The organism is Limnohabitans sp. Rim8 (genome assembly GCF_945901735.1).
In the GTDB taxonomy this organism is placed as follows: domain Bacteria; phylum Pseudomonadota; class Gammaproteobacteria; order Burkholderiales; family Burkholderiaceae_C; genus Limnohabitans_A.
The window spans coordinates 71,669-88,401 of record NZ_CAMDLM010000006.1; the positions used below are offsets into that span (position 1 = coordinate 71,669).

17 protein-coding genes are annotated in these 16,733 nt (G+C 61.2%); 9 read left to right on the forward strand and 8 right to left on the reverse strand.

Translation table 11 applies throughout. The features are described 5' to 3' along the window. Positions 1-79 precede the first annotated feature (79 nt). The 4 genes from Q0O99_RS04600 to Q0O99_RS04615 are packed head-to-tail and all read right to left on the reverse strand — an operon-like array spanning position 80 to position 6,117. Positions 80-1,051, reverse strand: a complete 972-nt coding sequence (locus Q0O99_RS04600) for a Bug family tripartite tricarboxylate transporter substrate binding protein (protein WP_293749033.1) — start codon at positions 1,049-1,051, stop codon at positions 80-82. Further along, a complete protein-coding gene (locus Q0O99_RS04605) occupies positions 1,048-2,721 on the reverse strand; it encodes a hydantoinase B/oxoprolinase family protein (RefSeq protein WP_293749035.1) in 1,674 nt (557 codons plus the stop codon). The genes Q0O99_RS04600 and Q0O99_RS04605 overlap by 4 nt, the downstream gene beginning before the upstream one ends. Continuing rightward, positions 2,718-4,835, reverse strand: coding sequence for a hydantoinase/oxoprolinase family protein (locus Q0O99_RS04610; protein WP_293749037.1), 2,118 nt, complete (start codon positions 4,833-4,835; stop codon positions 2,718-2,720). Before Q0O99_RS04610 ends, Q0O99_RS04605 begins: the two co-directional genes overlap by 4 nt. Before the next feature lie 34 nt (positions 4,836-4,869). Continuing rightward, on the reverse strand, positions 4,870-6,117 hold the full coding sequence (locus Q0O99_RS04615; RefSeq protein ID WP_293749039.1) for an aminotransferase class V-fold PLP-dependent enzyme: 1,248 nt from the start codon (positions 6,115-6,117) through the stop codon (positions 4,870-4,872). A 106-nt stretch (positions 6,118-6,223) separates the two neighbouring features. Between Q0O99_RS04615 and Q0O99_RS04620 the strand changes: the two genes are divergently transcribed. From Q0O99_RS04620 to Q0O99_RS04635, 4 genes are all read left to right on the forward strand, one after another. Then, positions 6,224-7,231, forward strand: coding sequence for a LysR substrate-binding domain-containing protein (locus Q0O99_RS04620; protein WP_293749041.1), 1,008 nt, complete (start codon positions 6,224-6,226; stop codon positions 7,229-7,231). 106 nt (positions 7,232-7,337) lie between these two features. Next, positions 7,338-9,902 (forward strand): FtsX-like permease family protein, encoded by a 2,565-nt coding sequence (locus Q0O99_RS04625; RefSeq protein ID WP_293749043.1) that lies wholly within the window; start codon positions 7,338-7,340, stop codon positions 9,900-9,902. Between the two features lie 42 nt (positions 9,903-9,944). Then, positions 9,945-10,349: a group II truncated hemoglobin gene (locus Q0O99_RS04630; RefSeq protein WP_293749045.1), complete on the forward strand. Its 405-nt coding sequence runs from the start codon at positions 9,945-9,947 to the stop codon at positions 10,347-10,349. A 59-nt stretch (positions 10,350-10,408) separates the two neighbouring features. Continuing rightward, on the forward strand, positions 10,409-11,047 hold the full coding sequence (locus tag Q0O99_RS04635; RefSeq protein ID WP_293749047.1) for a Smr/MutS family protein: 639 nt from the start codon (positions 10,409-10,411) through the stop codon (positions 11,045-11,047). 9 nt (positions 11,048-11,056) lie between these two features. Here Q0O99_RS04635 and Q0O99_RS04640 read toward each other — a convergent pair whose 3' ends face one another. Then, positions 11,057-11,884, reverse strand: coding sequence for a symmetrical bis(5'-nucleosyl)-tetraphosphatase (locus Q0O99_RS04640; protein WP_293749049.1), 828 nt, complete (start codon positions 11,882-11,884; stop codon positions 11,057-11,059). A 270-nt stretch (positions 11,885-12,154) separates the two neighbouring features. Here Q0O99_RS04640 and Q0O99_RS04645 point away from each other — a divergent pair, with 270 nt between their 5' ends. Next, positions 12,155-12,454, forward strand: a complete 300-nt coding sequence (locus tag Q0O99_RS04645; protein WP_293749051.1) for an H-NS histone family protein — start codon at positions 12,155-12,157, stop codon at positions 12,452-12,454. A 168-nt stretch (positions 12,455-12,622) separates the two neighbouring features. Next, positions 12,623-13,171 (forward strand): transcription termination/antitermination NusG family protein, encoded by a 549-nt coding sequence (locus Q0O99_RS04650; protein WP_293749053.1) that lies wholly within the window; start codon positions 12,623-12,625, stop codon positions 13,169-13,171. Positions 13,172-13,190: 19 nt separating this feature from the next. On the opposite strand, the gene uppS is transcribed toward Q0O99_RS04650, so the two are convergent. Next, positions 13,191-13,886: a polyprenyl diphosphate synthase gene (uppS, locus tag Q0O99_RS04655; RefSeq protein WP_293749055.1), complete on the reverse strand. Its 696-nt coding sequence runs from the start codon at positions 13,884-13,886 to the stop codon at positions 13,191-13,193. Positions 13,887-14,295: 409 nt separating this feature from the next. On the opposite strand from uppS, the gene Q0O99_RS04660 reads away from it, so the two are divergent. The 3 genes from Q0O99_RS04660 to Q0O99_RS04670 all read left to right on the forward strand — a co-directional run bounded on the left by Q0O99_RS04660 (position 14,296) and on the right by Q0O99_RS04670 (position 15,432). Continuing rightward, the gene (locus tag Q0O99_RS04660; RefSeq protein ID WP_293749057.1) at positions 14,296-14,655 is read left to right on the forward strand and encodes a hypothetical protein; all 360 of its coding nucleotides are present in this window, start codon (positions 14,296-14,298) and stop codon (positions 14,653-14,655) included. Continuing rightward, the gene (locus Q0O99_RS04665; protein ID WP_293749059.1) at positions 14,652-14,906 is read left to right on the forward strand and encodes a hypothetical protein; all 255 of its coding nucleotides are present in this window, start codon (positions 14,652-14,654) and stop codon (positions 14,904-14,906) included. The genes Q0O99_RS04660 and Q0O99_RS04665 overlap by 4 nt, the downstream gene beginning before the upstream one ends. Before the next feature lie 70 nt (positions 14,907-14,976). After that, positions 14,977-15,432, forward strand: a complete 456-nt coding sequence (locus Q0O99_RS04670) for a MaoC family dehydratase (protein ID WP_293749061.1) — start codon at positions 14,977-14,979, stop codon at positions 15,430-15,432. On the opposite strand, the gene trmL is transcribed toward Q0O99_RS04670, so the two are convergent. After that, entirely contained in the window at positions 15,423-15,920 is a 498-nt protein-coding gene (gene trmL, locus Q0O99_RS04675) for a tRNA (uridine(34)/cytosine(34)/5-carboxymethylaminomethyluridine(34)-2'-O)-methyltransferase TrmL (protein ID WP_293749063.1), read from the reverse strand. The genes Q0O99_RS04670 and trmL overlap by 10 nt on opposite strands. Positions 15,921-15,942: 22 nt before the next feature. After that, complete coding sequence (locus tag Q0O99_RS04680) at positions 15,943-16,689, reverse strand: ComF family protein (RefSeq protein ID WP_293749065.1); 747 nt, start codon at positions 16,687-16,689, stop codon at positions 15,943-15,945. Positions 16,690-16,733 lie beyond the last annotated feature (44 nt).

Genomic DNA, 16,733 nt, shown 5'->3' on the forward strand with positions numbered 1-16,733 from the left:
AAATCATTCAAAAAGGCCATTCATCGAATGGCCTTTTTTTGCGCCTGCTCAGGCCCGCGTGACTTTTTCAGTCACGTTGTCATTGCAATTCGAACCCTGATTCCTTGATGACCGGACCCCAGTGCAAGGTGGCAGAGGACACCCATTCCTGCAGTTGAACTGGGTTGGCGTAGGTGGCCACATTGCCCAATTTGGACATTCTTTCAACGACTTCTGGGTCCGCCAGGGCCGTGGCCACCGAACGGCTGAAGCGGTCCACAAATTCGGGCGGCAAGCCTTTGGGGCCAAAAAATGCCAGCCAGGGGTTCTTGTCGACCCCTTTGATGCCCAACTCCTGGAAGGTGGGAATGTCGGGTGCTGATTTGGCACGGCTGGTGCCCGATACGGCCATGACGTGCATTTTTCCATTGCGGTGGTGCTCGATGGATTCGGTCAGGGACAAAAATCCTGCGGGCACTTGCCCACCCAGCAGATCTTGGACCAGGGGTGCGCCACCCCGGTAAGGAATGGCCACCATGGGTGTGCCCAGTGACTTGCCCACCAGCAGACCCGCAAATTGGGGCACGCTGCCGACGGCAGGGATGCCGTAATTGGCCTTGCCCGGATTGGCTTTGAGCCAGGTGCCAAACTCCGTAGGGGTTTTGGCGGCAATTGTGCTGGACAGGGCCATGACGTTGTAATAACTGGCGACACCTGCCAAGGCTGTGAAGTCCTTGATAGGGTCGTATCCGGGCGCCTTGAAGGTCAGGGGAATGATCACATGGGAATGGTCGATGGTCAGCATCACCATGGCGCCGTCGGGCGCTGCAGCCTTGAGCTGTTGCGTGGCAACCATGCCGCCGGCTCCGGGTTTGTTTTCCACAATGACCGGCTGGTTCATGATCACGCGCAATTTTTCACCCATAATGCGCGCGACAACATCGGTCGCTCCCCCAGGCGGGAATCCCACCACAATGCGGATCGTGCCGTTGTAATCGGCGGAGTGTGCTGACCATGGCAGCGCCATGAGCAGCAGAAAAAATGAATACGTCAGACGTTGGATCAGTTTCATGAAGAACTCCTGGGGAGTGGGTTGAAGGACAGGGGTGAAAGATCTGGGGGGGCAGTCGCATGGTTGACCGTATCCTGCGCGCAGAGCGCCGGGTCTCGTTGTTCGAGTGGACCAAAACCACCGCCGCCGGGCAGTTCAATGCAAAGACGTCCACCGTTCGGGATGTGAATGGTGCTTTTGCTTTCATGTGGGGTTGGCACACCACTGGCCGATTGAATCTCGACCCGTCCGGGGGTGCCCGACATGCCGCCATTGCGGCCACGGGCCGGGTAGGCACGGCGGTCAAAGGTGGCGGCCGAGCAGTCAAAACCCACTGCGTCACGGGTGCCGATCACGATGCGCTGGCTCAGGCCCCCGCGCCACTGACCGGCACCGGCCGAGTGGGGCAAATACACTTTTTCCCAGAACACCAGTGGTGATTGCGCTTCCGTGATTTCAACCGGAATGCCACCGACGCCACTTGGAAAAGCGGTGGTCGACAAACCATCTTTGGTGGGGCGTGCGCCCGTGCCGCCTAAACCGACACTCATGACATTGAAGGCCTTGCCTTGCGCGGGATGCCGGCTCATAGCCAGCACCCAGATGCTGCCGGCCGATTCGGCCGGTACTTGGCCGTGCAGGGCTTGCTCCAAGCAACCAAACATCAAGTCGGGGAGCATCTGTCCGATCACATGCCGAGCGGTGACCGGGCTGGGCCGTTGAGGATGAACGATGCTTCCCTCGGGGGCAATCACTTCGAAGGGGGCCAGGGAGCCGGCGTTGTTCGGGACCTCGGGCGCGATCAGGCATTTGAGGCCGAAGACCGAATAAGCGTCGCTGTAGCATTTGGGCGAATTGATGCCCATGCGTGATGCGACGCTGGTGCCTGCGTAATCCACGCGGATCTGTTCGCCTTGCTTGTGCAGGGTGGCCACCAGGCGCACGGGATGTTCATGGCCGTCGATGGTCATTTCGGCGCGCCATTGTCCATCGGGCAGTCGCGCGATGGCTTCGCGGGTGGCGCGTCCTGATTGCTCAAGAATGTGCTCGGCCAGCGTGTCTAGACTCGCCAGTTTGAACTCGGTCATCATCTCGACCAGGCGGCGACTGCCCACTTCGTTGCTGCTGACCAAGGACAGGATGTCCCCTCTGGCCTCGATGGGGTTGCGAGAGTTGGCCTGGATGATGGCCAGCACATCTTCATTGAGCGCTCCGGCCCGCACCAGTTTGAGGTGGGGAATGCAGGTGCCCTCTTCAAACACCGAAGCAGCATCGGCTGTGAAGCCGCGTCCACCCACATCGATGGTGTGGCAGGTGGATGCAAACAAGGCCACCGGTCGTTGCCCGACAAAGACCGGGGTCACGACCACAAAATCAAACAGATGCCCGGTGCCCATCCAGGGGTCGTTGGTCACCAGCACATCCCCTGCGACCAGACTTTTCAGTGGGAACCTTGCCAGGAAATGCCCCACAGCGACAGCCATCGTGTTGACGTGCCCGGGCGTGCCCGTGACGGCCTGGGCCAGCATGCGTCCTTTCGTGTCGTAGACACCGGCCGAGAGGTCACCCGCTTCCCGCGCCACCGAACCAAATGCGGTGCGCAGCAAGGCTTGGGCTTGTTCTTCGACCACTGAAATCAGCCGGTTCCACATCACCTGTGTGCGAATGGCGTGCAGCATGTGCGTGCTCATGATTGAGCCTCCATCATCAAATGGCCTTGCTCATCCAGCCGCGCCATCCAGCCTGCGGGAACGACGATGGTGGTTTCGTCTTCGGCCACCAAAGCGGGGCCTGCGATTTGCTCACCGCTGTGAAGGTCAAAGCGCCAGTGCAGGCCAAACTCGCGTGGTTCGCCCAGCGCGGGCTCCCAAACCGGCCGTGTCGATAAGGGTTCTCGTTGGCGAGTCGCTTCAGGCAAGGCGATCGGCTGCACGGCTTGCGGCAGGGTGGAGACGGTGACCGACCAGGTGACCGCCTCGACTTCGCCATCGGGTATGCGCAGCCCGTAAATTTGTTCGTAGGATTTTTCAAAAGCTTCTACAAGTGCAGCCAGGGCTGACAGATCGATGGGGCCGTCTGATGCGGGAGGCAGGCGGACACGCAGTTCATGTCCTTGACCGGCATAACGCAATTCGGCCACTCTGAGCACTTCCAAGGGTGCCCCTGCGCTGGCGGTTTCCACCACCGACAGTGCTTCGGCATGCATGGCCGCTAGCCGGGACTCGATCGCTTGGGGGTCCATCGTCAACAAAACGGACAAATCGCTGCGCACCACCTCGAAGGCCACTGGCGCACGTAAAAAGCCGATGGCCGAGCCGACCCCGGCGCCGGCGGGGACCATCACGCGGGTGATGCCCAATTTTTGGGCGAGTCGACCAGCATGCAAGGGTGCAGCACCGCCAAACGCCACCATGGTGAAGTTCCCTAAGTCTTGACCGCGCTCAATGGCGTGCACACGGGCCGCATTGGCCATGTTTTCCTCGACCATCTCGCTGATGCCTGCGGCGGCCCAGAAGGCGTCCATGCCCAAAGCTTTGCCGACATGGCTCATCAGGGCTTGCTGGGCCAATGTCGCATCCAGTGGCATCCGGCCTGAGGCAAAGCGTTCGGCGTCGATGCGGCCGAGCACCACGTTGGCGTCTGTGACCGCCGGCAGTTCGCCGCCGCGCCCATAGCAGGCGGGGCCCGGTTCGGAACCACACGAATCCGGTCCGACCGTGATGCGCTGCAGGGCATCGACCCGGCCGATGGAGCCGCCGCCAGCACCAATTTCCACCAGTTCGATCACCGGAATGCGGATGGGCAAGCCGCTGCCTTTGAGGTTTTTCCAAACCCGGCCAATTTCGAAGCGGCGTGACCTTTCAGGCTGGCCGTTGTTGATCAGGCAAATTTTGGCGGTGGTGCCTCCCATGTCAAAGGCCAGCACCTTGTCCAGGCCGCATTCTCGCGCCAGATGCGCAGCCAAAATGGCACCGCCCGCTGGGCCGGATTCGACCAGACGGATCGGAAAGCGAGCGGCCAACTCCAGCGTGGTCAGCCCGCCGCCCGACATCATCAGCAACATGGGGCAGTGCAGGCCTTTTTGCCGGATGCTGTCCTGTAGGCGAAAAAGGTAGCTGCCCATCAGGGGGCGCACGTACGCGTTGGCCACGGTGGTGGAAAAACGCTCGTATTCCCGGATCTCGGGGCACACTTCCGAGGACAGGCAAATGCTCACATCCGGCCCGAGCATGGGCGCAAGGATGTCGCGGGCCCGTTGTTCGTGTGCGGGGTGGCCCCATGCGTGCATGAACCCGATGGCCACTGCTTCGATGTGCGCATCTCGCATCTGGGCACCGACCGTTCTGACGTCGTCTTCATTGAGCTCCAGCAGCACCGTGCCATCGGCCGCGATGCGTTCGCGAACCGTCAAGCGCCAAGGTCTGGGCACCAGCTCGGTTGGCCCCTCCAGGTTCGTGTCGTAGGCATCAAAGCGTTTTTCAAAGCCCATGGCCAAAACATCCCGAAAGCCTTCGGTGGTGACAAAAGCTGTGCGCGCACCCTTGCGCTCGATCAGGGCGTTGGTGGCCAATGTGGTGCCGTGGACGAACAGCTCGATGCGGGCAGCTTCGAGACCCGAGGTTTTGAGCAGGCGATCGAGTCCCTCCATCACGGCCAGTTCTGGCTGGCGTGGTGTGGTCAAGACTTTGCAGCTGTGTCGGCGTGAGGGCGTTTCAAGGACCACATCGGTGAACGTGCCGCCGATGTCAGCGGCCAGGCGTATCGGGGCGTTCGTTTGGGCAATCGGTATGGCGGTGACGATCATGGAGGTCCGGTGGGGAGGGCAGGGGCAAAAAGGTTCAGACCATGGGGCGTTCAAAGCGGGTGTCCTGCCAGCTGCCGCTGACCAGCAATTGCCGCAAGACCTGAACCGCCGACCACAGCTGTTGATGGGTCGTGGTCAAGGGGTGAACGCCCCAACGCAAAGCGTCGGGTTTGCGCGAAGAAACGATGACGCCTTGCGCGACCAGGGCTTGCGCCAATGCGGCGGCCCCATCGAACTGCAGGGCCACATGGCCGCCACGTTGGGCGTGACGTCGTGGGCTGGCCAAGTGCAGGGGCCAAGGGGCGCACTGTTCATCGAAGAGTTGAATCAATGTGTCGGTCAATGACCTGTGGCGCTGGTTCAGGGCCAGCGGGTCGACCTCGCGCCACAGTTGTGCCGCAGCCGAAAAAGCCGCATTGGCCAGGACAGCGGGGGTACCCACCAAAAAACGGTCGGCCCCTGCGCCTGGCCTGTAGTTGGGCTCAAAAGCGAAGGTGTCGGCATGCCCCATCCAGCCCGAGATGGCAGGCCAGGCGGCATCGGCCCAGCGCGGGTGGATGTACAAAAATGCCGGTGCGCCAGGTCCGCCGCACAGGTATTTGTAGCCGCATCCCACCGCCAAGTCGCTGTCGCTTTCGCGCAGGGCCACGGCCACGGCACCCGCCGAATGTGACAGATCCCAAAGGCTCAAGGCACCCGCCGCGCGAATGCAGCGGTTCAAATCGGCCATGTCCAGCCGCGTGCTGCTGCGGTAATCCACATGGGACAAGGCCACCACGGCCACGTCTTGCGGGGCCAGAGCCGCACGCAAATCGGACGCACCGTCGATGAAGCGCAGCTCGGCCAGATGGTCCCGGGCGATGGCTTCGGCCACATAGCGGTTGGAGGGAAACACGTGGCGTTCCAGCACGATCACTCGGCGGGGGGCTGCAACGCTGAGCGCATAGCGCAACAACTTGTATTGGTTGATGCTGGTGGTGTCCGTGACCCGGACATCGTTGCTGCCCGCCCCGATCAGGTGGGCCATCGAGGCACCGAGCGTGCGGGGCTGCTCCAGCCAGTCCAGCTCGTTCCAGCTGCGCCGCCGTGACTTGGCCCAACCGTCTTGCAGCACGGCCTGCATTTTCAAGGGTGCCGTGCGCGGCATGGGCCCGATCGAGTTGGCATCGAAATACAGCGTGCCGGGCGTGCCCGGGTCAAAGCGGTCCCCCAACTGGGCCAAACGGCTGTGACCGGGGTCGTGGGCATCCAGCTGCATGCAATCGGCAAGGGTCAGTGGCAAACAAGACTCCGAATCGTGGAACAGACAAGGCCATGGTAGTCAGGGGTTGGTATTCCAACAAGTCTTTAAAAGGTAATAATCATGTCTTTTTGTTATGGGTAACCCGATGTCTGAATCCGCAAGCTCTGCAGTTGGTCCCATCACCTCTTTCCACGACGGGCAGCCCCGCAAGTCGACCCCAGCCGGCATGCCTGACCCGGCTGCGCTGGTGCTGCTGGCTGAAATTGCGGACGCGGGCAGTGTGACGGCTGCAGCTCGCAAGCTGGGCAGTTCGCAACCGGCCGTGAGCAAACAACTGCGCCGTCTGGAAGAGTCTCTCGGGGTCACCTTGTTCGAGCGAGGCTTGCGCGGCGTGCAGGCCACGGAATATGGTTTGGCCTTGCTGCCGCGCGCCCGCGCGATTCGCAGCCAAGCCCGTCAAGCCGGTGAGGATGTGCAGCAAAGACGGGGCCACAAAGAAGGACGTTTGGTGGTGGCGCTGTCCCACTTTGCCACCATGGCCTTGTTGCCCCAGGTGATTCCGGCATTTCGGCTGCGTTGGCCGGGGGTGCAATTGAACATCGTGCCGCCCAGTTTTCAGTTGGGCGGTTTGCGCGAAGGCGCGCCTGACTTTGCCGTGATGTCTTTGCCAGCTGAACAATTGGGGCCTGAGTTCGTCACCCGCGCGCTCTATGCCACCACGGTGTCCGTGGTGGTGCGCCCCGGACATCCGCTGCAAAACGTCCACAGTTTGTCGCAGTTGGTGGGGGCTCAATGGGTATTGCCCAGCCTAGAGAGTTCGGTCGCCCGGGGTTTGGACCGTGCCTTTCAGCAGGCTGGTTTGGCTGAGCCCCTGTGCACGGTGACCTGTCAGACCCTGACAGGCTTGGAGACCCTGGCCCGGCACAGTGATTTGGTGGCGGCCATGCCGATGGAGGTTCACGCCTCGCGCATGCAAGCCAGTGGCTTGTGCAGGGTGCCCATCCAGGAAACGATTGACGGAGCACGGGTGGCCATCGTGCGCTGGTCGGATGCCCAGCCGACCCCTGCGGGGGAAGACCTGGAGGAATCCTTTGTTCAGGCCGCGTATGAGTTGGCGCGCGAGCAATCCATAATCAGGGGCCGTGCGGCTTAAAACCAACCTATCTGGGACCCGATGGGGTGCTCACATCGGGCATGCGTCAGGCGCCCGCCAAGCCCCCAGCCCTGCCAGACCTTCGCCCCTCGGTTATGGTCTGGGGATGAACAATCAGTCTTGGATGCATGGTTTGAAGTTGGGTGCGCGTCAGTTGTGGCGTGACCTGCGCGCGGGCGAGTTGCGCCTGTTGATGGTGTCGGTGGCGCTGGCCGTGGCGGCCTTGACGGCGGTGGGTTTTTTGGCCGACCGCATGCAGTCGGGTCTGTGGCGCGATGCGCGCCAATTGCTGGGCGGCGATGCGGTGGTCGTGAGCGACCAGCGCACACCCGATGCCTTTGTGCAAAAGGCCCGCGATGCCGGTTTGCAGAGCAACACCAACGTGAGTTTCCCGACCATGGCGCGGGCCATGAACGCGCCGGCTGCCGCCTCCCCACCTGACACGCCATCTTCCACGTCACCCGCTGCCCCACCCGCCACGCGCTTAGTGGCCCTCAAAGCCGTGGAGCCCGGTTATCCCTTGCGTGGCCGCTTGGAGATCGCTGGCCAAAGCGCGGCCAGCATTCCGCCCGAGGGCGAGGTTTGGGTCGATGCGGCCTTGCTCGAGGCCTTGAATGTGCAAGTCGGCCAGAAGCTGGGCTTGGGCGAGCGCAGCTTGCGCATCGGCGCCACCATCACCCGCGAGCCCGACCGGGGCGCGGGCTTCATGGGCTTTGCCCCGCGTGTGATGATGAACATGACCGACTTGGCCTCGACGGGCCTGGTGCAGCCGGCCAGCCGCGTGAGCTGGCGCATGGCTGTGGCGGGCAGCGATGCTGCCGTGGGCCAGTTTTTGCCTTGGGCGCAAGCCGAGGCCGACAAGCCCGAGGTGCGCGGCGTGAAAGTCGAGTCGCTGGGCAGCGGCCGCCCAGAGATGCGCCAGACCTTGGACCGGGCCTCGCAGTTTTTGAACCTGGTGGCTTTACTGGCCGCTTTGCTGTGCGCCGTGGCCGTGGCCTTGGCAGCGCGCAGCTTTGCCGAGCGGCAGTTGGACGCCTGTGCCTTGCTTCGGGTCCTGGGGCAAAGCCAGCGCACACTCACATTGAGTTATGGCCTAGAGTTTCTGGGCGCTGGCCTGGTGGCCAGCTTGCTGGGGGTGCTGGCCGGTTATGGCGTGCACCTGGGTTTTGTTCAATTGCTGGTGGGGTTGGTCGATGCCAACTTACCCGGCGCCACACTGCAGCCCGCGCTGATGGGTCTGGCCATGGGCTTGACGCTGTTGGTGGCCTTTGGCTTGCCGCCAGTGTTGCAGTTGGCCAAAGTGCCGCCGCTGCGCGTGATTCGCCGTGACCTGGGCCATGTGCAGGTGCGCTCGGGCCTGGTGTTGGTGATGGGCCTGCTCGGCTTTGCCGTCACTTTGCTCATGGTCAGCCGCAACTTGACGCTGGGCCTGATCACGGTCGGCGGTTTTGCAGTGGCGCTCCTGGTGTTTGCCGCTCTGGCGGCGGCAGCTTTGTTTTTGCTACGCCGTGCGGTGCCCGATGAATCGGCCCCGCGCTGGTTGCGCTTGGCCACGCGGCAAGTGGCGGCGCGGCCGGTGTTTGCCGTGGTGCAGGTCAGTGCTTTGTCGGTGGGCTTGTTGGCGTTGGCTTTGCTGGTTTTGCTGCGCACCGACCTGATCGCCAGCTGGCGTCAGGCCACGCCGGTGAATGCGCCCGACCGCTTTGTCATCAATGTGCAACCCGATCAGGCCGAGGCCTTTTTGGCGCACCTGAAAAAAGCTGGTGTTGAGGCGCCCGATTGGTTCCCCATGATCCGGGGCCGTCTGGTGGCCATCAATGGCCGGGCCATCGGCCCCGATGACCTGCAAGCAGACCGGGGCAAACGTTTCGTTGACCGTGAAGTCAACCTCTCGCACAGCGCGGTCTTGCCCGGACACAACCCCTTGGTGGCCGGGCGCTGGCAGGCTGAAGAGGCCGATGGCGTGAGCGTTGAAGAGGGCATTGCCCAGGCGCTGGGCCTGAAGCTGGGGGACCGCCTGGGTTTTGACATTGCCGGTCAGCCACACGAGGCGCGGGTCACCTCTTTGCGCAAGGTGGACTGGGCCTCCATGCGGGCCAATTTCTTCATGCTGTTTCCGGTCTCGCACATGCCCGACTTGCCCATGACCTACATGGCTGCCTTTCAGTCGCCAAAGGAAATGCCAGGTTTTGAAAACGCCATGGTCAATGCCTTCCCCAACATCACCAGTGTGGACATGCGCAGCACACTGGCGCAGGTCCAGCGGGTCATGGACCAGGTGATCCGGGCTGTGGAGTTTTTGTTTGCCTTCACCTTGGCGGCGGGCCTGATGGTTTTGTTGGCCGCGGTGGGCGCGAGTCGCCAAGCGCGTGAGCGCGAATACGCCATCATGCGGGCGCTGGGCGCGGGCCGCAGCCTGCTGGCGCAGGTGCAGCGCACTGAGCTGTTGGGCATTGGTTGCCTGGCCGGGTTCATGGCGAGCGCCATGGCCCTGCTGGTGGGCTGGGCCTTGGCCCGTTATGCCTTTGAATTTCCTTGGCAGCCGCCCCTGTGGGCCCCCTTGGCCGGTGGCCTGGTTGGAGCCTTGCTGGCCTGGGGTGCCGCCAGCCTGAGTCTGGCTGGCGTGTTGCGCCAGCCGGTGGTGCAGACTTTGCGCCAATCGGCGCAGTAAAGCCGTTGGCTTGCCCCTTTGCACATTGCACCATCGAGCCCTATGAACACCGAAGAAAAGCCGCCCTTGGACAGTCCGTTTGCTTGGATCGGGGGCGAAGCGGCTGTGCGCAGCTTGGTTGACCGCTTTTATGACCTGATGGACATCGAGCCAGGCTACAAGGCGCTGCGCGACGCGCACGGCAACACCCTGGATGGTGCCCGCGACAAGCTGTTTTGGTTTTTGTGCGGCTGGCTGGGTGGGCCTGAGCATTACACCGAGCGATTTGGCCATCCGCGTTTGCGCATGCGCCACATGCCGTTTTCGATTGGCGTCCTCGAGCGCGACCAGTGGCTGGCCTGCATGGACCAGGCCATGACCGAGACGCATGTGGACCCCGTGCTGCGCGAGCGGCTGAATGCCAGCTTTTTCAAGACCGGCGATTGGATGCGCAATCGGGGCGATTGAGGCGCATCCGATCTGCTTGTGCGTCCTGCACGCCCACCAACGTCCAGCCAGGATTTCCCGTGAAAATCAACGCCTTGCAAGACCTGAAAAAAGTCCGCCAGAAGCTGGCCCAAGCCCACGCGCAAGCCCAGGCCGAGGCGGCTGCTGAGGCTTTGGCTGCGCGCCAGCGCGAGGCCGAAAGCAACCTGTTTGTGCGAGCAGTGGGTGTCGTGCAGCGCTTGCCTGCGCACGGCCAAGTTCAGCTGGACGGCCCCAGTCCAGCCCCGATTGCGCACCAACACCACAAGGACAACGCAGCGGTGCTGCGCGATTGCCTGAGCGACGAATTCGATGCCAGCACCTTGCTCGACACCGATGACGCGCTGAGTTTTCGCCGTCCGGGCATTGGCCGTGACGTGATCCACAAGCTGCGCAAGGGTGATTGGTCGATTCAGCGTGAGATCGATCTGCACGGCCTGCGCACCGACGAAGCCCGCGCGGCACTGTCCGAGTTCATCCGACAGGCGCAACGTCAAGGCTTGCGTTGCTTGCGCGTGGTGCATGGCAAAGGCTTGGGCTCGCCCGGCAAAACGCCAGTTCTCAAGTCCAAAGTGCACAGCTGGCTGGTGCAAAAAAATCAGGTCATGGCTTTCGTTCAGGCCAAGCCGGCCGAGGGCGGGGCAGGCGCCTTGTTGGTTTTGCTCAAGCCAGGCGGTTGAGGCCTGCCATCAACCCGGCACCTGCGCCTGCTCGCATGCCACATGAACACGTTGATGCTGCCCGTCTTCTCCAAGGCGCATCGCGGTGAGGCAGCCCCCCCAGACGCAACCCGTGTCCAAAGCCCAGACGTCGCTGCGGGCTTGTCGGCCCAGCGTAGACCAGTGGCCAAAGGCCACTGTGATGTCGGATGTGCGCCGTCCCGGCACATCGAACCAGGGCATGAAGCCGGCTGGCGCCTGAGCAGCACTTGCTTTGGTGGCAAATTCCATGGTGCCATCGGCAGCGCACAAGCGCAGGCGCGTCAAGGCGTTGACCACGATGCGCCATCGATCCAGGCCTTCCAAATCGTCGCGCCAAGCGGCCGGCGCGTTGCCATACATGTGGGCCAAAAAATACGGCAAATCTGGCCCGCGCAAAACGGCTTGCACTTCGCTTGCCAAGGACAAGGTTTTGTCCAGGGTCCAGCCAGGCAAAACCCCCGCGTGCACCGACAAAACCTTGTGAGACCAAAGCGCCAAGTGCTGCTGGCGCAGCCAATCGATCAGTGCGCAGCGGTCGGTCGCTTGCAGCAGGCCATCCAGCGTGTCCAGCCGTTTGGGGCGGCTGTGGCCAAAAGCCACAGCCAAGGCATGCAAATCGTGGTTACCCAGCACACACTGCACACTGCCTTGCAATGCCATCAATCGGCGCAGCACGCCGGCGGAATCCGGGCCGCGATTAACCAGATCACCCAGCACGATCAAGTGGTCACGGCTGGGTGAAAACGCCACCTTGTCCAGCAATTGGCCCAGCGGGGCATCGCAGCCTTGAATATCACCGATCCAGTAAACAGCCATTTCTTCCTTTGATTTAAAACAAGGTTTCCTGTCTTAATTGGGCCAATCGGTTGGAATTGTCAGCCCGGTGCGCGAAAATGCCAACCGTTGTTAGTACCAAAATTGGTATAAATGGGTGGAATCGGGTTTCAATGTCGTTAATCTCAGTCAATGTACCTGTCGAAATAATCTATCGTCTCGGGGTTATTCAAAAAAAGCAGATGTTTTTTCAAATGAAGACGCAGTTTGCTGTATATTCGCCACTTCATATTTTTAATTGGAATGCTTACCATGTCACAAACTTATAAAGAATTATTGCAGCAGCGCGAAGCTTTGGAGTTGGCCATTGCCCAAGCCCGTCAAAATGAAATTTCAAGCGCTGTGGCCAAAGTCCGCGACTTGGTGGCCGAGTATGGCTTGACGGCCCAGGATATTTTCCCAGGTCGAGGCGCCAAAACTGGTGCAGTCAAGGCCGCCAGCAAGGTGGCAGCCAAGTACCGCGACGAAGCAACAGGCCAGACCTGGACGGGTCGCGGCAAAGCCCCCAAGTGGATCGAAGGCAAAGACCGCACGCCATTTGTCATTGCCTGAAATGGACAGCCATTTGAACGGCTCATGAAACTGTGAGCCCGACAGATGTTGCCATTCCAAGAGAATGTTCCCGCAGCCCCGCCTTGGCGGGGTTTTTACTGTCTGGTCGTCTGAGGTGCCCCCAGCTGGCCATACAATACATTTTTAAAATAAAACTACAAATTTTGAATGAGCGGAATTAACGATTTGGATCACGGTGACGTTGAAAATCAGACCGTTGACCGGTGGTATTTGGCTTACACCAAACCCAGGCAAGAGACCTTGGTGCAGGTCAATCTGGCACGGCAAGGGTTTGAAGCCTATTTGCCGTTGTTTAAAAAATTCAAAAAAACCGAACAAGGCCCGGTCGCGCTCTTTGAGCCCATGTTTTCACGCTACATCCTGTTTCGACCCAGCCGTTCAGGGCAAAGCATTTCAGCCGTGCGCAGCACCAAAGGCGTGACCACGATCGTTCGATTTGGCTTTGAGCCCGCCCTGGTGACGGACGATGTGGTGCAGCGGATTCGCCTGATGGAGCAATTGCGCCATCAGGCTACGATCGAAGAGCTGAACCACCTCAAGATAGGTCAGAAAGTGCTTCTGAAGCACACCGCATTGGGTGCCATCGAGGGTTTGGTGCACAACGTGTCCAGCAAAAGGGTGGCTGTACTGCTGGAGATTTTGGGGCGGCCCACAGTGGTTCAGGTGGATCACCACCAGGTCGAAGCCAGCGTTTGAAGCGGGGCCAGCCTCCGCGTCACAGAGGGGCAGAGGAGCCAAAGCGCCGGTCGCGCGTGGCAAACCAGGACAGCGCCTGTTTCAGGGTTTGGCTTGTGAAGTCCGGCCAGAGTTCGTCGCAGAAAAACAATTCGGCATAAGCCGCTTGCCAGAGCAGGAAGTTGCTCACCCGGGACTCCCCGCCCGTGCGGATCAGCAAATCCACCTCCGGTGCGTCGGCCGTGCTCAGGTACGGGGCCAGGATTTCTTCGGTCAGAGCGTCGAGCGGCTCGTTGGGGTGCGCCTTTTGCCAGGCTTTGGTGGCCTGGAGCATGTCCCATCGGCCGCCGTAATTGGCGCAAATGTTCAAGGTGATGACTCGGTTGTTCGCCGTTTGGGCTTGGGCATCGGCGATCAGGGTTTGCAAGGCGGGAGAAAACCGGCCCGTGTCGCCCAACACCTTCAGCCGCACCCCGTTGGTGTTCATGTTGCGAATTTCCTTTTTCAGGTAAGTCGTGAACAAGCCCATGAGGCTGCTGATTTCCTCTTCGGGACGTTTCCAGTTTTCGGTGCTGAAGGCAAATAGGCTCAGTTGGGGGATGCCGATTTCTGCGCAGGCTTTGACGATGTCACGCACCCGCTGTGCCCCCGCTGCATGTCCCAAAGCTGTAGGCATGAAGCGTCTTTTTGCCCAACGGCGGTTGCCGTCCATGATGATGGCAATGTGCTGTGGCAAAGGGGCAGTGGGTGACAGGTGCAACAGAGGGACTCGCTTTGTAACAGTAATTGATTTTACTGGCTCTGCTGCCAGGTTGAACTGAGGGGTCGCCGTGCGTGATCTTTCAGCCCGGGAAAGGGCCAACCAGGCCAGCAAAGCAAGCAGGGTTTGGTGCAACAGGTCATGCAGGCGTTGCCACACTGCCCGAAGTGTGCCCTGCGCCATGTCCTGGGCCCGTCTTTTGCCAGCCGTGCGCGGGCCTGGGTTGTTGTCAGGCCTTGGGTGGTGTTAAGGTGATCTGATGGGTGATCGGGTGCCATGGGCGTTGCACCGTTTACGAGCGCCAATGCCCGCAGGTTTTGACGAACGCCAATGGCGGTCGAAGCGCTGGCTTTTTGTCTGTCCGTGCACTTCCAAGGAGACCCCCATGAAATCTCAAATTCAGGAATTTCTGGACCGTATCCAGCAGCTGGAAGCGGCCATTGAGCAAGAGGCCAAAAGCCACCGACAGCAGTGGCAGGCCGACTTCGAAGAGCGCAAGGTGCGCTTTGAAAAAGAGGTGCTGGCCCAGCAAAAGCGCTTCAAGGAGGGCTTGCTCGGTTATGTGCTCACGGCCGATTGGCGCCATGTGCTGTGCGTGCCCTTCATTTACCCGGTGCTGGGCCCATGTTGCTTCTCGATGCCTTCGTCACGCTCTACCAATGGGCGTGTTTCCCCTTGTGTGGCATTCCCCGAGTCAAGCGCTCTTCGTATTTTGTGTACGACCGAACGCACCTGGCTTATTTGAATTGGCTGGAAAAAATCAACTGCGCTTATTGTTCATATGGCAACGGCCTGATGGCTTATGGCCGCGAGGTGGTAGCACTGACCGAAAAATACTGGTGTCCCATCAAGCACGCCCGCCGCAGGATGCAAGCGCATGCGCATTACCACGGCTTTGCCGATTACGGCGATGCCGAAAACTACCGCGCCGAATTGGCCCGTTTGCGTGAAGAGCTCCGGCAGATCAGTGCCAAGGAGGCCGCTCCCCCTGCTTGAGCCCAAGGTCCATTGGGTGGTGTCACGTCACCGACAGCCTGAAGACGCGCAGGTGAATAAAGTCAAGCCTATGAAAACATTTGCAAACTTGGCCGAGTTGGCCGCTTGTGTCGGTCAGGATGTGGCCGTGTCCGAATGGGTGACCATCACCCAGCAACAGGTCAACCAGTTCGCCGAGGCCACGGGGGATCACCAGTGGATCCACGTCGATGTGGAAAGGGCCAAGCAAGGCCCCTTTGGCGCACCGATCGCGCACGGTTTTCTGACCTTGTCCTTGTTGCCGCAGTTTTTTGACAAAACCATTCTGGTCAGTGCCAAAAGCATGGGCGTCAATTACGGCTTGAACAAGGTGCGTTTCATGGCACCGGTGCCGGTGGGCAGCCGTTTGCGGGCCCATCTGCATTTACATTCAGCCACGCCTATTGATGTGAACGGCCTGCAGCTGCAGTGGAACGTGACGGTGGAGCGCGAGGGGAGTGACAAACCGGTGTGTGCCGCCGAATCGCTGGTGCGCATTTACGCCTGAGGCGGCAGGTCTGGCGCTGGGTTGGCCCCGGCAAAGCCGTTTTGTCGCCAGGCCTCAAATACGGTGACGGCCACCGCGTTCGACAGATTCAAACTGCGTTGACCGTCGCGCATGGGCAGCTTGATGCGCTGGGCTGGGGTGAACTGTTCGCGCAACTCAGGTGACAGGCCCCGCGTTTCCGAGCCAAACACCAACCAATCGCCTCGTGCAAAAACCACGCCGTGGGCGGCTCGGCTGCCGCGCGTGGTCAGGGCAAACATTCGCTCGGGCTTGGGTTTTTCATGGGCCAAAAATGCCTGCCAGTCGGCGTGGCGCCGCAGGTCGGCGTACTCGTGGTAGTCCAGGCCTGCCCGTCGCATGTGTTTGTCGTCCATTGAAAACCCCAAGGGCTCGATCAGGTGCAGCGTGCAGCCGGTGTTGGCCGCCAGGCGGATGACGTTGCCGGTGTTCGGCGGGATTTCAGGCTCAACCAGGACGATATGGAACATGGCCCGTATTGTGCATTGGTCTTCAGGCGTCGCTGCCCGCTTCGGTGCGTGCCAGCACCAGGGCGCTGACCTGCACCGCCCCCGCCTCGCGCAACACCCGCGCCGCCGTGTGCAGGGAGGCACCGCTGGTCATCACGTCATCGATCAGCACCACCTTTTTGCCGCGCAACTGCGCGGACCGCAAAGGCTCTACCGCAAAAGCCCCCACCAAATTGGCCAGCCGTTCGGTCCGTGGCAGGGTGCGCTGCGAGGGCGTGTCGCGGGTGCGCAGCAGCAAACCGGCGTCGGCTTTGTGCGGGCTGAGTTGGCGTGCCAGCAACCATGACTGGTTGTAGCCGCGCTCGGCCAGACGCTGGGCCGACAGCGGAATCGGCAGCACCCAGTCGGCCTCGTCGAGTGCGTCTTCCGCCAAAGGGGTGCTCAGCATCAGCATGGCCAAAGCCCCGGCCCAGCCGGGTTGCTGCTGAAACTTGTAGTGGGCGATCAGGTCCACCCAGGGCCAGGCGTAGGCGGTGGCCGTCAGGCACAGGTCCAGCGGGGGCGGTGATTTCAGGCAAGCGCCGCAGCGCCTGGCAGGGTATGGCAAGGGCAGGGCGCAACTGGGGCAGCGCTGCTGGGGTTGGGCAAAGCGGCTGATGCAGGTCTCGCACAGCGGCGAATGGGGCCAGCTTTGGCAAATGGCGCAGCGGCTGGGCAGCCAGCGCCAAAACCCACCAGGGCGCGTCGCGGTCGATGTGTCAAGCAAGCCCTGAAGCCAAGCGGGTCTCATGCAGTCAATATACTCAGCCCGGGCTGACAGAACAAGCACACAAG

Coding starts and splice junctions, on each gene's coding strand:
- Q0O99_RS04600 (WP_293749033.1), bottom strand. CDS start 1,051: ATGAAACTGATCCAACGTCTGACGTATTCATTTTTTCTGCTGCTCATG.
- Q0O99_RS04605 (WP_293749035.1), bottom strand. CDS start 2,721: ATGAGCACGCACATGCTGCACGCCATTCGCACACAGGTGATGTGGAAC.
- Q0O99_RS04610 (WP_293749037.1), bottom strand. CDS start 4,835: ATGATCGTCACCGCCATACCGATTGCCCAAACGAACGCCCCGATACGC.
- Q0O99_RS04620 (WP_293749041.1), top strand. CDS start 6,224: ATGTCTGAATCCGCAAGCTCTGCAGTTGGTCCCATCACCTCTTTCCAC.
- Q0O99_RS04625 (WP_293749043.1), top strand. CDS start 7,338: ATGAACAATCAGTCTTGGATGCATGGTTTGAAGTTGGGTGCGCGTCAG.
- Q0O99_RS04630 (WP_293749045.1), top strand. CDS start 9,945: ATGAACACCGAAGAAAAGCCGCCCTTGGACAGTCCGTTTGCTTGGATC.
- Q0O99_RS04640 (WP_293749049.1), bottom strand. CDS start 11,884: ATGGCTGTTTACTGGATCGGTGATATTCAAGGCTGCGATGCCCCGCTG.
- Q0O99_RS04645 (WP_293749051.1), top strand. CDS start 12,155: ATGTCACAAACTTATAAAGAATTATTGCAGCAGCGCGAAGCTTTGGAG.
- Q0O99_RS04650 (WP_293749053.1), top strand. CDS start 12,623: ATGAGCGGAATTAACGATTTGGATCACGGTGACGTTGAAAATCAGACC.
- Q0O99_RS04660 (WP_293749057.1), top strand. CDS start 14,296: ATGAAATCTCAAATTCAGGAATTTCTGGACCGTATCCAGCAGCTGGAA.
- Q0O99_RS04670 (WP_293749061.1), top strand. CDS start 14,977: ATGAAAACATTTGCAAACTTGGCCGAGTTGGCCGCTTGTGTCGGTCAG.
- trmL (WP_293749063.1), bottom strand. CDS start 15,920: ATGTTCCATATCGTCCTGGTTGAGCCTGAAATCCCGCCGAACACCGGC.
- Q0O99_RS04680 (WP_293749065.1), bottom strand. CDS start 16,689: ATGAGACCCGCTTGGCTTCAGGGCTTGCTTGACACATCGACCGCGACG.